The organism is Streptomyces sp. NPDC001816, from assembly GCF_042892235.1.
Taxonomy (GTDB): domain Bacteria; phylum Actinomycetota; class Actinomycetes; order Streptomycetales; family Streptomycetaceae; genus Streptomyces.
In genome coordinates, this window is the sequence record NZ_JBIATY010000003.1 from 606,180 (window position 1) to 619,712 (window position 13,533).

At 72.0% G+C, this 13,533-nt stretch carries 8 protein-coding genes; all 8 read right to left on the reverse strand.

Going from position 1 to position 13,533, the window contains the following annotated elements; translation table 11 throughout:
- Nucleotides 1–12: 12 nt before the first annotated feature.
- A complete protein-coding gene (locus ACFYZZ_RS13815; protein ID WP_389175015.1) occupies nt 13–2,058 on the reverse strand; it encodes an AMP-dependent synthetase/ligase in 2,046 nt (681 codons plus the stop codon).
- 87 nt (nt 2,059–2,145) lie between these two features.
- Nucleotides 2,146–3,678, reverse strand: coding sequence for a von Willebrand factor type A domain-containing protein (locus ACFYZZ_RS13820; RefSeq protein ID WP_389175018.1), 1,533 nt, complete (start codon nt 3,676–3,678; stop codon nt 2,146–2,148).
- A 157-nt stretch (nt 3,679–3,835) separates the two neighbouring features.
- Nucleotides 3,836–4,699: an ABC transporter permease gene (locus ACFYZZ_RS13825; protein ID WP_389175021.1), complete on the reverse strand. Its 864-nt coding sequence runs from the start codon at nt 4,697–4,699 to the stop codon at nt 3,836–3,838.
- Complete coding sequence (locus tag ACFYZZ_RS13830) at nt 4,696–7,353, reverse strand: CocE/NonD family hydrolase (protein WP_389175024.1); 2,658 nt, start codon at nt 7,351–7,353, stop codon at nt 4,696–4,698. The genes ACFYZZ_RS13825 and ACFYZZ_RS13830 overlap by 4 nt, the downstream gene beginning before the upstream one ends.
- A gap of 172 nt (nt 7,354–7,525) precedes the next feature.
- The gene (locus tag ACFYZZ_RS13835; RefSeq protein WP_386581149.1) at nt 7,526–8,932 is read right to left on the reverse strand and encodes an APC family permease; all 1,407 of its coding nucleotides are present in this window, start codon (nt 8,930–8,932) and stop codon (nt 7,526–7,528) included.
- Nucleotides 8,933–9,307: 375 nt separating this feature from the next.
- Nucleotides 9,308–10,810, reverse strand: a complete 1,503-nt coding sequence (mmsA, locus tag ACFYZZ_RS13840; RefSeq protein ID WP_389175029.1) for a CoA-acylating methylmalonate-semialdehyde dehydrogenase — start codon at nt 10,808–10,810, stop codon at nt 9,308–9,310.
- A 15-nt stretch (nt 10,811–10,825) separates the two neighbouring features.
- Nucleotides 10,826–12,712, reverse strand: a complete 1,887-nt coding sequence (gene iolD, locus ACFYZZ_RS13845) for a 3D-(3,5/4)-trihydroxycyclohexane-1,2-dione acylhydrolase (decyclizing) (protein ID WP_389175032.1) — start codon at nt 12,710–12,712, stop codon at nt 10,826–10,828.
- Nucleotides 12,709–13,533, reverse strand: a complete 825-nt coding sequence (iolB, locus tag ACFYZZ_RS13850) for a 5-deoxy-glucuronate isomerase (RefSeq protein WP_389175035.1) — start codon at nt 13,531–13,533, stop codon at nt 12,709–12,711. The genes iolD and iolB overlap by 4 nt, the downstream gene beginning before the upstream one ends.

Below are 13,533 nucleotides of genomic sequence, written 5' to 3' on the forward strand. Positions count from 1 at the left end.
CGCTCGCGTGCGCTACCTCCGGTACAGCTCCTCGATCCGCTCGGCGTAGACCGCCGTCACGGCGTGCCGCCGCACCTTCAGGGACGGCGTCAGCAGCCCGTTGTCCTCGGTGAACTCTCCCTCGACCAGCGCGAAGGTGCGGATCGACTCGGCGCGCGAGACGGCCTCGTTGGCGTAGTCGACCGCCTTCTGCACCTCGGCCCGCAGCCGCTCGTCACGGACCAGCTCGGTCAGCGGGGTGTCCGGGGGCAGCCTGCGTACCGCCAGCCAGTGCGCGACCGCCTCGGGGTCGAGGGTGATCAGGGCCGCCACGAAGGGCCGGTTGTCCCCGACGACCACGCACTGGCCGACCGGCGAGCGGCTGCGCAGCCGGTCCTCCAGGACGGCCGGGGAGACGTTCTTGCCGCCGGAGGTGACGAGGATGTCCTTCTTGCGGCCGGTGATGGTGAGGTAGCCGTCCTCGTCCAGGGAGCCGAGGTCGCCGGTGGCGAACCAGTCGTCGGCGAGGACGGCGCCGGTGGCCGCCGGGTCGTTCCAGTACGACCCGAAGACCACCCCGCCCTTGATCAGCACCTCCCCGTCGTCGGCGATGCGCACGGACACACCGGGGACCGGCAGGCCGACCGTGCCGGGGCGGGGGCCGAGCGGGGGCACGATGGTGGCGGCCGCGCTGGTCTCGGTCAGGCCGTAGCCCTCGTAGACGACGATCCCGGCCGCGTGGAAGAACAGGTTGAGGTTGCGGTCCAGCGGGGAGCCGCCGCTGATGGCGTACCGCATACGGCCGCCCAGCTCCTTGCGGATGCGCCGGTAGACCAGCAGGTCGTACAGGGCCCAGGCGGCGTACAGGCCGGGCCCCGGGCCCTTGCCTGTGCCGAGGAACTTCCTCAGGTACGCCTCACCGAAGCGCACGGCGATCCGTTCGGCGCGGTCGAAGGAGGCGCCGCGGCCGATCTTCTCGGCGGTGGCGCGCCCGGTGTCGTGGATCTTCTCGAAGAGGTACGGCACCCCGACCAGGAAGGTGGGCCGGAACTCCTTGAGCGCGGGCCGGAGTTCGTCCGGCTTGACGCTCGGGAAGTGGCCGATCTCGATCCGGCCCATCAGGCAGGCGAGTTGCAGGGTGCGGCCGAGGATGTGGGCGAGCGGCAGGAAGAGCAGGGTGGAGGCCGTCCGGCCGGTGACGGCCCGGAAGACCGGGTGCAGCAGTTCGAGGGTGTTGGCGGCCTCGGCGTGCAGGTTGGCGTGGGTGAGGACGCACCCCTTGGGCTGCCCGGTGGTGCCGGAGGTGTAGCAGAGGGTGGCGATGGTGTCGGGGGTCAGGGCGGCGCGCCGCTTGGCGAGCTCGTCGTCGGCCAGATCGCGGCCGAGGGCGGTGAGGTCGGCGAGGCGCTCCGCCGGCAGCGCCGCGAAGGGCCGTCGATCGTCTGCAGTGCCGTCGTGGCCGGTCGCGCCCCGCGGCGGAGCCGCATGTCGATGGCGCCCCGCGCCCCTTCGGGGCGTCGCCCCGCTCAGGGCACTTGCCTCGATCTGCCATACGCGCGGCAGCCGGGAGTGGCCGGCAGTGCCGGCGGTCACCACAGCCGTGTGCTCGGCGGTCTCGGTGACGACGTAGCGGGCGCCGGAGTCGCGGACAATCCACTCCACCTGCTCTGCGGAGGAGGTCGGGTAGACGGGCACGGACTGGCCGCCGGCCGCCCAGATCGCGAAGTCCAGGACGGTCCACTCGTAGCGGGTGCGGGACATCACGGCGACCCGGCCGCCGGGTTCGAGTCCGGCGGCGATCAACCCCTTGGCGACGGCGGTGACTTCGGCGGCGAAGGCGGCTGCCGTGACCGGGCACCAGGCGCCTTCGGTACGGCGGCGCAGCAGCACCGCGTCCGGGGTCTCGGCCGCGTGCGTGAACGGGAGGTCGGCCAGGGAGCCGGCGGCGAGCGGCGCTGCCAGGGGCGCCGCCCGCACCTCGCGCACGGCGCCCATCGCGTCTCTCACGATCTCGACCGAGCCACGGGCCGCCAGGTCGGTGCGCCGCCGTGCCCGCTTCAGATCCCTGCGTACGCCCATGACGGCTCCCGGTGGTGGCGAGGAACGTGGCTGCCGGGACGGCAACTTACTCCGAAGTAAGGAGCGGTCAATGGGACGTGCGGTGTCTCAGTCCCGGGTGTCCGTGTCGTGCGCCTCCCGGATCGTGTCGGCGAGCGCCTGGACGTCCCGGTCCTCGGTGACGTCGGCCAGCGTGGCCGCCCGGGCGGCGAGGCGGGTGAGGCTGGGGGCGCCGGGGAGGGTGGGGCCGTGGTCGGTGCCGCCGGCGCGCAGGGCGTCGGCGAAGTAGGCGGCGACCGCCGTGACCTGGAAGCGGGGGCTCGCCTCCCAGACGGAGTCCTTGAGGGCTCCGGTCTCCAGGGCGCCGGTCTCCTCGTGCGGGGCCCGGGTGGTGGGGTCGAGCCAGCGGACGGTGGCGGTGGCGAGGTGGCCGTCGGCGCCCGGCCGGGTGCGCACCGCGTACAGGGCGGTCACGGTGTGGCCGGGGCCGACCTCGCCGCCGTCCACGTGGTCGTCGCGGAAGTCGTCGTCGGCGACCTTGCGGTCGTCGTAGCCGACGAGGCGGAACTCGGCGACGGTGTGCGGGTCGAAGGCGACCTGGGCCTTGGCGTCGCGGGCGGTCAGCTCGATGTTCTGCGGGAGTTGCTCGCAGAACACTTTGCGGGCCCCGTCGGTGTCGGAGACGTAGGCGGTGTGGCCGTCGCCCTTGTCGGCGAGGCGTTCCATGAGGGCGTCGCCGTAGTCGCTGCCGACGCCGACGCCGAAGAGGGTGATGCCGTGCTCGTGGCGGGCGGAGTCGATGCGGCGCAGGATCGCGTCGGGGCTGGTCTCGCCGTCGTTGGCGAGGGCGTCGGAGACCAGGACGACCCGGTTGGTGGCGCCCTTGCGCAGGCCCTCGACGGCGGTGGCGTAGCCGGTCTCGACGCCCGCGCCGAGGTTGGTGGAGGACTGGGCCTCAAGGCCGTCGACGGCGTCGTGGACCTCGCCGCGGTGGCCGCCGAGCCGGGTCATCGGCAGGACGGTCTCGGCGTGTTCGCTGAAGGTGACGACGGCCACCGAGTCGTCGTCGCGCAGCCGGTCCGTCATGGTGTCCAGGGACTGCCGGGCGAGGTCGAGGCGGCCGGGTTCGTCCATGGAGCCGGAGACGTCGACGACGAAGGTGAGCGCGGCCGGCGGGCGCTTCTGCGCCGGTTCGGCGGCCCGGGTGGCGAGGCCGACGCGGACCAGGGACCAGTCCGGCCTGGCGGTGCGGGCGCCGTCGACGGTGACGGAGAAGCCGTTGCCGTCGGGGCGGCGGTAGTCCTGGCGGAAGCTGTTGACGAACTCCTCGGGGCGGATCGTCGACGGGTCGGGGGTGCGGCCGTCGGCGAGGGTGCGGCGGGCGTAGGTGTAGGAGGCGGTGTCGACGTCGAGGGCGAAGGTGGAGAGGTGGTCGTCGGACGGGGCCGTCTCGAAGCCCTTGTCGTCGCTCCCGTTGTCCTGACCGGGGGCGGGGGCGGGCAGGCCGTGTTTGTCGGCACTGTTGGTGTGGTCTCCGGTGCCGCCCGCCGCGCAGGCCGTCAGCAGCAGGCTGCCCGCCGCCGTGAGGGCGAGCAGCGTGCCGCGTGTCCGCCGTGATCGCTGTGTCCGGTTCCGCTCCATCTCACGTTCCCCCTGCGTCGGTTGACGTCGGCTTGTGCGACCTCTGCCGACTGTGACGGCGCGGGCTGCCGGAACGTGCGCCCCAGGGGGTTGCGGATGCGTCTCGAACCGGCCACGGCGGGGGCCCGTCGAGACCGGCGGGTGATCTTCCGGTGACCTAGGACACCACGTCCTTGCGGGCGAAACCCCGGAAGGCCAGGGCGAACAGCACCAGGGCGTACGTTATGGAAATCGCGGTGCCCTGGATCATGCCGGACCACTCGGGGTGCGGCTGGACGGCGTCGGCCCAGGCGAACTGCCAGTGCGCGGGCAGGAAGTCGCGCCAGTGGCCGAGGGCGGTGACCGCGTCCAGGACGTTGCCGACGATGGTCAGGCCGACCGCGCCGCCGACCGCGCCGAGCGGGGCGTCCGTCCTGGTCGACAGCCAGAACGCCAGTCCCGCGGTGACCAGTTGGGACACGAAGATGTACGCCACCACGACCACCAGTCGCTGGGCCGCCGTGCCCGAGTCCAGTGCACCGCCGGTGGGGATCTGCAGCGGGCCCCAGCCGTAGGCGGCCGTGCCGACCGCGAGGGCCACGACCGGCAGCAGCACCATCGCGGCGAGGCTCAGCCCGAGCCCCACGACGAGCTTGGACCACAGCAGCCGGGCCCGGGGCACGGGCGCGGCCAGCAGATACCGCAGCGAGGACCAGCCGGCCTCGGAGGCGACCGTGTCCCCGGAGAACAGGGCGACCGGGATCACCAGCAGGAAGCCCGCCGAGACGAACAGGTTGACCGCGGCGAAGTTGGCGCCGGACGCGGTGGCCGTGTCCATCAGGGTGACCTGGCCGTTGCGCCCTGCCGGGTCGCCACCGATCGCGAAGGCGATGAGCAGCACGAACGGCAGGACGGCCAGGATCCCGCCCATGACCAGCGTGCGGCGCCGCTTGAGCTGGCGGACCAGCTCCACGCGCAGGGGCAGGGTGCGGCCCGCGCGGTAGCCGGAGGCCGTTTCGGTGCGCTCGGCGAGCGTGCTCATGCGGAACCTCCGATCAGGGTGAGGAAGGCGTCTTCCAGGCGCCGGTGGGGGCCGACCGAGGCGACGGGCACCTCCAGGCGCACCAGCTCCACGACCAGCCGCGCGGCCGTGCCGCCGGGTTCGAGGCGGACCAGCAGTCCGTCCTCGGTGCGCACGGCGGAGGCGACGCCGGGCAGCGCGGCCACCTTCTCCACGACCGGCTCCTCGACGGGGGTTCCGGTGCCGACCAGCAGGGTGTCACCGGAGCCCACGATCTCGCCCACCGGACCCGCCTGGACGAGGCGGCCGCGGTCCATCACCACCAGGTGGGTGCAGGACTGCTCGACCTCGGCGAGGAGATGGCTGGAGACGATCACCGTGCGGCCAGCGGCCGCGTAGCGGATCATCACCTCGCGCATCTCGCGGATCTGCGGCGGGTCGAGGCCGTTGGTGGGCTCGTCGAGGATGAGCAGGTCGGGCAGGCCGAGCATGGCCTGGGCGATGGCGAGGCGCTGGCGCATGCCCTGGGAGTAGGTGCGCACCGCGCGGGCGAGGGCGTCGCCGAGGCCGGCGATCTCCAGGGCCTCGGCCAGGTGCGCGTCCTCGGGCGGGCGGCCGGTGGCCCGCCAGTACAGCTCCAGGTTCTCCCGGCCGGACAGGTGCGGAAGGAAGCCCGCGCCCTCGACGAAGGCGCCGACCCGCGACAGCACGGGCGCGCCGGGCCGGATGGCGTGGCCGAAGACGCGGATCTCGCCGCCGTCCGGCTTGATCAGGCCCATCAGCATGCGCAGGGTGGTGGTCTTGCCCGCACCGTTGGGCCCGAGCAGGCCGAGGACCTGGCCCTTCTCCACGCGGAAGGACAGCTCGCGCACCGCGTACCGGTCGGCGGACCTGGCGTACCGCTTGCTCAGGTCCGTTATCTGCAGCGGGACTTCGGCGAGTGCCGGGTCGGGCGCCGGGGCTGTCGTACGGCGGCGGCCGGTGAACAGCAGGGCGAGCGCGCCCGCGGCGCCGGCCAGGGGCAGCCACCACACCCAGGCGGGCAGGGGGGCCGCCGCGGTGGTGACGGCGGGGGCCGTCGGCACGCTCAGGTCTCCCCGGAGGGAGACGGTGTACGTGGCCGGGGCGGCCGGTGAGGCGTAGCCGAGGTCGGTGGAGGCGAGGACCAGGCGCAGCCGGTGGCCCTTCTGGACGTCGTGGTCGATCGCCGGGAGGGTGATCGTGACGTCCTTGCCGGTGCGGGCGCCGGTGACCCGGAGGGGGGCGACGAGCTGGGCGGGCAGCACCTGCTGGGTGCCGTCGGGGCCGACGTCGTAGACCTTGCCGAACAGGACGGCGTCCTCGCTGGTGGAGGTGACGTGGGCCGTCACGGTCGGCGAGCCGGTGATCCTGAGGTCGGTGGTCACGGGTGCCGAGTCGAACTTCGCGTACTGGCCGGGGAAGTCGAGGGAGACGCCGACGCCGAGCGCGGAGAGCTGGGCGAGGCCGCCGGTGCCGCCGAGGCCGGGCAGGGCGGAGACGCCGGGCGGGCTGGCGCCGGCCGGGTTCGCGAAGCGCTGCGCGCGGCCGGTCAGGGCGATGGTCCGCCGGTGGTCGTGCAGGCCGGGATAGCTCTTGGCGCTCGCGCCGCGCAACTGGGCGGCGCCGTCGGTGGCGTCGACACCTCCCGTGCGGGTGATCCGGAAGGCCGGGCCGGTACCGACGGACGTGTCGCCCTTGAGGTAGTGGTCGAACCAGGCCCGGACCCGCCCCTGCACCCGGCCGCTCTCCAGGTCGCCGCCGTCGTGTCCGCCGGCGATCCAGTCGACGTCGACCGGCGCGCCGTTCGCCCTGATGGCCTGCGCGGCGGCGTCGGACTGGGCGAGGGTGAACAGGGAGTCGGTCTGGCCCTGCACCAGCAGGGTGGGCACCTTGATGCGGTCGGCGACCGCGGACGGCGAGCGCTGCTCCAGCAGCTCGCGGGCGGCCGCGTCCGGGGTGCCGGACTCGGCGACCCGGTCGTACATCCGGCACAGCTCCGGCTCGAACCTGGCGCAGCCGCCCCCGGTGTTGAAGAAGATGCCGGCCCACAGCTTCTTGAACACGCCGTTCGGGAACAGGGCGTCGGCGAGGTTCCAGTAGGTGATGGCCGGGGCGATGGCGTCGACGCGGTGGTCGTGTCCGGCGGCGAGCAGGGAGATCGCACCGCCGTAGGAGCCGCCCGCCACGCCGACGCGGGGGTCGCCCGGCTTGTCGAGGCGGACCTGGGGCTGCTTCGCCAGCCAGTCGATGAGCCGGGAGACGTCGGCGACCTCGTGCTTCGGGTCGTTCAGCCCGATCTTCCCGGTGGAGTGGCCGAAGCCGCGCGCGGACCAGGTCAGCACCGCGTACCCGTCGCGGGCGAGGTCCTCGGCCTGCTGCCGTACGTCGTCCTTGCTGCCGCCGAAGCCGTGGCCGAGCAGCACGGCGGGGCGACGGCCGGCGGCGGCGCCCGTGAAGTACGAGGTGTCGATGCGCGTCCCGTCGGCCATGGTCATGACCCGGTCGCTCCGGTGCACCGGCGGCGCGTCGTCGGAGGCGACGGCCGTCCACGTACCGGCGCCGGCGAGCACCACGACGGCGGCCGCGGCGGCCCAAAGCCGCCGCGGTCCCTTCAGCAGCCCGCGCAGTGCGGGCGCGGGCACTCGAAGATCCATGCCTCAACGGTACGGTCCGCCTCCGACAACGGATGCGGCCGCCGGGCTGAACCCGGGGCCCTCCTTGGGGAGTACGGGTCCGCCCCGGCGTACTTCAGGCGTGGTACGACGACGTCCTCGCCGCCCGGCACGGTGCGGGCGGCGAGGACGCGGGAAGTGTCGAGCGGGTTCGTTACGCCTGCGCGTCCTCCGGGATCGACACCAGCCAGCGGGTCTCCCGGCGCGGGCGGAGGTAGAAGGCCCAGTAGAGGGTGGCGGCCGCGGTGATGCCGCCGGTCCACAGCAGGTAGCTCGCCTCCTGCTGGCTCAGGATGTAACCGAGGACCACGATCAGCAGGACCGGCATCGCGGGCCACAGCGGCATCCGCCAGGCCGGCGTGTGCTTGTGGGAGCCGCGGCGGGACAGCAGGGCGGCGACCGCGACCAGCAGGTACATGCCGGTCACCGAGACGCCCGTCACGCCGTACAGGGTGTCCAGGTTGACGAAGCAGAGCAGCGCGCCGGGGACGCCGACCGCGAGCGTGGCGACCCAGGGGGAGCCGAAGCGGCCGAGCTTGGAGAAGACGTTGTTGACCGGCTCGGGCCAGGCCTTGTCGCGGGCGGAGGCGAACAGGACGCGGGAGTTCTGGATGACCATGACGATGCCCGCGTTGATGATCGCGAGGGCCACGCAGAGGCTGACGAAGGTGCCGACCGCGGAGTTGGACCAGGCGGTGACCATGGAGCTGATGTCGCCGCCGGTCAGTTCCTTGAGGTCGGAGGCGCCCATGGTGATCGCGGCGACCGGGACCAGGATGATCACGGTGGAGATCGCGAGGGTGGCGAGCACGGTGCGGGCGACGTTGCGGCGCGGGTGCTCCAGTTCCTCGGAGAGGTAGACGGCGGTCGAGAAGCCCTGGGTGACGAAGAGGGCGATGGCGAGTCCGGAGACCACCAGCATGGCCGTCACGGTGTCCGTGTGGCCGTTCTCGCCGGCCACCTGCATGGAGAGCAGACTGCCGGCCCCGCGGTGGCCGTGGGTGAAGCCCAGGAGGGCGACGACCCCGGCGGCGATGACCTCCAGGACCAGGAAGATGCCGGTGATCCAGGCGTTGGCGCGCAGGTCGAGCAGGCCGGCGAGGGTGGCGAGCAGCATCACGCCGGCGCCGGTCATCGACGGGTCGAGGTGCACGATCGGGGCGAGGTAGTCCGCCGTGCCCATCGCGATCACCGGCGGGACGATCATCACGACCAGCAGGGACAGCACGAAGACGAGCCAGCCCGCGAGCCGGCCGGCCATCGTCGACACCATCGCGTACTCGCCGCCCGCGCTGGGGATGAGGGTGCCCAGCTCGGAGTAGCAGAACGCCACGGCGATACAGAGGAGGGAGCCGATGGCGATCGTCAGGGCGGTGGCGGTACCGAGGGAGCCGAAGAGGTCGGGGACGACCACGAAGAGCGTGGAGGCGGGCGTGACACAGGAGAGCGTCAGCAGGGTGCCGCCGACGACGCCGATGGAACGCTTGAGCTTCTGGGGGCTGTCAGGGGCCCCGGAAGCGTCTATGACGGCTGTCTCGACAGGGCGGAGCGTGTCGGTCATGCGGCGGTTCCGATCGACTCGTGCGACTGAGGGTGGGGTCGGGAGCGCTATCGCCTCCGGCGGCTCGTCTTGCGTTTGTCTCGTCCGCTCCCGGCGCTGCATAGAACCCCGACGAAAACCGCTGCGTCAATGGCCGTTTACCTACGGAATTCGCAGTTCCCGAAAGACTCACGCGGCATCACTTTCGCAGGCTGTAGCGCCCTGTAGGCGCATCCATCAAGCCACAGTGGAATCTGACCTTGCTTTCCAAGGTCATTTGCCGCTAACCCTTTCGTCATCCGTTTGATCCCACCAGAACGAGAATCGCAGCTGGGGCGTCAAAAAAATGTCAGGCCGTCCGGAATCCGGACGGCCTGACAAGAGGTGGTGGAGCCCTCAGTGGTTGCGCGGGAAGCCGAGGTCGACGCCGGCGGGGGCCTCGGACGGGTCCGGCCAGCGGGTGGTGACGACCTTGCCGCGGGTGTAGAAGTGCGTGCCGTCGTTGCCGTAGATGTGGTGGTCGCCGAAGAGCGAGTCCTTCCAGCCACCGAAGGAGTGGTAGCCGACCGGGACCGGGATCGGGACGTTCACGCCGACCATGCCGGCCTCGATCTCCAGCTGGAAGCGGCGGGCGGCGCCGCCGTCGCGGGTGAAGATCGCGGTGCCGTTGCCGAACGGCGAGGCGTTGATGAGAGCGACACCCTCCTCGTACGTGTCCACCCGCAGCACGCACAGCACCGGGCCGAAGATCTCGTCCTGGTAGGCCTTCGCGGACGTGGGCACCTTGTCGAGCAGGGAGATGCCGATCCAGTGGCCGTCCTCGTAGCCCTCGACCGTGTAGCCGGTGCCGTCGAGCACGACCTCGGCGCCCTCGGCCGCCGCGCCCTCGACGTAGGAGGCCACCTTGTCGCGGTGGACCTTCGTGATGAGCGGGCCCATCTCGGAGGTCGGGTCGTCGCCGGGGCCGATCTTGATCTTCTCGGCGCGCTCGCGGATCTTCTCCACCAGCTCGTCGCCGATGGAGCCGACCGCGACGACGGCGGAGATGGCCATGCAGCGCTCGCCCGCGGAGCCGTAGGCGGCGGACACGGCGGCGTCGGCGGCCGCGTCCAGGTCGGCGTCCGGCAGGACCAGCATGTGGTTCTTGGCGCCGCCCAGGGCCTGCACGCGCTTGCCGTTGGCGGAGGCCGTGGTGTGGATGTAGCGGGCGATCGGGGTCGAGCCGACGAAGGAGACGGCCTTGACGTCCGGGTGCTCCAGCAGGCGGTCGACGGCCACCTTGTCGCCGTGGACGACGTTGAAGACGCCGTCGGGCAGACCGGCCTCGGACAGCAGCTCGGCGATCTTGACGGCGGCCGACGGGTCCTTCTCGGACGGCTTGAGGACGAAGGTGTTGCCGGTCGCGATGGCGATCGGGAACATCCACATCGGGACCATCGCCGGGAAGTTGAACGGCGTGATGCCGGCGACGACACCCAGCGGCTGGCGGATCGCGGCCACGTCGACGCGGCTGGCGACCTGCGTGGACAGCTCGCCCTTGAGCTGCACGTTGATGCCGCAGGCCAGGTCGACGATCTCCAGACCGCGGGCGACCTCGCCGAGGGCGTCGGAGTGCACCTTGCCGTGCTCGGCGGTGATCAGCTCCGCGATGGCGTCCCGGTTGGCGTCCAGCAGCGCCCGGAACTTGAAGAGGATGGACGTGCGCTGGGCCAGCGAGGACTGGCCCCAGGTCACGAAGGCGTCCTTCGCGGCGGCTACCGCGGCGTCCACCTCGTCGACCGACGCGAACGCGACCTTGGTGGTGACCGCGCCGGTCGCCGGGTCCGTGACCGGCCCGTACGTACCCGACGCGCCTTCGACGGTCTTGCCGCCGATCCAGTGGTTGACGATCTTCGTCATGCCCAGAAACTCCTTTTACAGATGGCGGCGTCGGGTCGAGACGTGCCGTTCGTACAGCTCACGTGCCTTGACCGCGGACGATCGGGTCGCGGTCTCGGCCACAGGAACATCCCACCAGGCCTGCGCCGGAGGCGCGCCCGACACAGTGTCGGACGTTTCGGTCTCCACGTAGACACATGTGGCAGTGTCGGCGGCCCGCGCCTCGGCGAGCGCCGCGCGCAGGTCCCGTACGGTCTTCGCTCGCAGGACGCGCATGCCGAGGCTGGCCGCGTTGGCGGCGAGGTCGACGGGCAGCGGGGCACCGGTGAAGGTGCCGTCGTCCGAGGTGAAGCGGTAGGCGGTGCCGAACCGCTCGCCGCCCACGGACTCCGACAGACCCCCGATCGAGGCGTACCCGTGGTTCTGCACGAGCAGGATCTTGATCGCGATGCCCTCCTGCACGGCGGTCACGATCTCCGTCGGCATCATCAGGTACGTCCCGTCGCCGACCAGCGCCCACACGTTCCGCTCGGGCGCGGCGAGCTTCACGCCGATCGCGGCCGGGATCTCGTAGCCCATGCAGGAGTAGCCGTACTCCAGGTGGTACTGGTCGAACGAGCGCGCCCGCCACAGCTTGTGCAGGTCGCCGGGGAGCGATCCGGCCGCGTTGATGATGATGTCGGACTCGTCCACCAGGGCGTCCAGGGCGCCGAGGACCTGCGGCTGGGTCGGCCTGATGTCCGGCTCGTCCGCCTCGAAGCAGGCGTCGACGCGCTGTTCCCAGCGCTCCTTGTCCTCGGTGTACTCGGTGACGTAGGAGTCGGCGACCCGGTGCTCGTGCATCTCCAGCGCCTCGGTCAGCTCGCCCAGGCCGCTGCGGGCGTCCGCGACCAGGGGCAGCCCGGCCAGCTTGTGACCGTCGAAGGGCGCGATGTTGAGGTTGAGGAAACGCACGTCCGGGTTCTCGAAGAGGGTGCCGGAAGCGGTGGTGAAGTCGGTGTAGCGGGTGCCCACGCCGATCACCAGGTCCGCGGTGCGGGCCAGCTCGTCGGCGGTCGCGCTGCCGGTGTGGCCGACGCCGCCGACGTCCTGCGGGTGGTCGTGGCGCAGCGAGCCCTTGCCTGCCTGGGTGGAGGCGACCGGTATCCGGGTGGCCTCCGCGAACTCCGCGAGGGTCTCCTCGGCGCGGCTGTGGTGGACTCCGCCGCCCGCGATGACGAGCGGGCGCTTCGCGGCCCGGACCGCCCGGACCGCCTCGGCGAGTTCGGTGGGGTCCGCGCCGGGGCGTCGTACGGTCCACACGCGCTCGGCGAAGAACTCCGCGGGCCAGTCGTACGCCTCGGCCTGCACGTCCTGCGGCAGGGCGAGGGTGACCGCGCCGGTCTCCACGGGGTCGGTGAGGACCCGCATGGCCTGCAGGGCGCTCGGGATCAGGGCCTCGGGCCGGGTGATCCGGTCGAAGTACCTGGACACCGGGCGCAGCGTGTCGTTGACCGACACGTCGCCCGCGTACGGCACCTCCAGCTGCTGCAGGACCGGGTCGGCGGGGCGGGTGGCGAAGACGTCGCCGGGCAGCAGCAGCACCGGGAGGTGGTTGATGGTGGCCAGGGCGGCGCCGGTGACCAGGTTGGTCGCGCCCGGCCCGATGGAGGTGGTCACGGCGTGGGTGGACAGGCGGTTCGACTGGCGGGCGTAGCCGACCGCCGCGTGCACCATGGACTGCTCGTTGCGGCCCTGGTGGTACGGCATCACGTCCTGGTACTCGACCAGCGCCTGGCCGAGGCCGGCCACGTTGCCGTGCCCGAAGATGCCCCAGGTGGCGCCGATCAGCCGCTGCCGCCGGCCGTCGCGTTCCGTGTACTGGGCGGCGAGGAAGCGGACGAGTGCCTGCGCGACCGTGAGCCTCGTCGTCGAGGTCGTCATCGGTAACCCCCTGTGCCTTCTACGTGGTCCGGGTGGAAGCAGATCCGCCACTCCCGCGTCTGCCCCGGACCGGACATGACGTTCAGGTAGTACATGTCGTGCCCGGGCTGGGCGATCGACGGGCCGTGCCAGCCGTCGGGTACGAGGACGGCGTCACCGGAGCGGACCTCGGCGAGGACGTCGGTCCCGCCCTCGCGCGAGGGGAATACGCGCTGATAGCCGAAACCGTTCGGGCCGTCGATCTCGAAGTAGTAGATCTCCTCCAGCTCGGACTCCTCGCCCGGCCGGTACTCGTCGTGCTTGTGCGGCGGGTACGAGGACCAGTTGCCGCCGGGTGTGATCACCTCGACGGCGATCAGCCTGTCGCAGTCGAAGGAGTCGGCAGAGGCGAAGTTGCGCACCCGGCGGGCGCAGGTGCCGCTGCCGCGCTCCTCGACGGGGACCTCCGGCGCGGGGCCGTAGCGGGCGGGGAGTCGTCGCTCGCACTTCGCTCCTGCCAGGGCGAAGCGGCCTCCCGCGCCGGAGGCGATCAGGACCTGGGCGTCCCGGGGCACGTACGCGAAGTCGGAAACCCCCGCGAACACGCTTTCCCGGCCCAGGAGTTGAAATTCTTCTTCCGCGATTCGCACGGTACATCCGCCGTGCAGCGGAAGCACGATCCACTCACTGTCCCCGGTGGTGAACGTATGTGTACCGCCCGGTGACAACTCCACGATGCGCAGGCTGCTGTGCGTCCAGCCGGCCCGCTTGGGGTCGATGTCGACGGCGTACTGGGCGTTCGCGGTGGCGCCCCGGGGCAGGTGCAGGTCGGTGCTGGTCAT

What these genes read in the sequence shown, in the direction of transcription:
- ACFYZZ_RS13815 (WP_389175015.1), bottom strand. Translation starts at nt 2,058, where the DNA reads ATGGGCGTACGCAGGGATCTGAAGCGGGCACGGCGGCGCACCGACCTG.
- ACFYZZ_RS13820 (WP_389175018.1), bottom strand. Translation starts at nt 3,678, where the DNA reads ATGGAGCGGAACCGGACACAGCGATCACGGCGGACACGCGGCACGCTG.
- ACFYZZ_RS13825 (WP_389175021.1), bottom strand. Translation starts at nt 4,699, where the DNA reads ATGAGCACGCTCGCCGAGCGCACCGAAACGGCCTCCGGCTACCGCGCG.
- ACFYZZ_RS13830 (WP_389175024.1), bottom strand. Translation starts at nt 7,353, where the DNA reads ATGGATCTTCGAGTGCCCGCGCCCGCACTGCGCGGGCTGCTGAAGGGA.
- ACFYZZ_RS13835 (WP_386581149.1), bottom strand. Translation starts at nt 8,932, where the DNA reads ATGACCGACACGCTCCGCCCTGTCGAGACAGCCGTCATAGACGCTTCC.
- mmsA (WP_389175029.1), bottom strand. Translation starts at nt 10,810, where the DNA reads ATGACGAAGATCGTCAACCACTGGATCGGCGGCAAGACCGTCGAAGGC.
- iolD (WP_389175032.1), bottom strand. Translation starts at nt 12,712, where the DNA reads ATGACGACCTCGACGACGAGGCTCACGGTCGCGCAGGCACTCGTCCGC.
- iolB (WP_389175035.1), bottom strand. Translation starts at nt 13,533, where the DNA reads ATGACCAGCACCGACCTGCACCTGCCCCGGGGCGCCACCGCGAACGCC.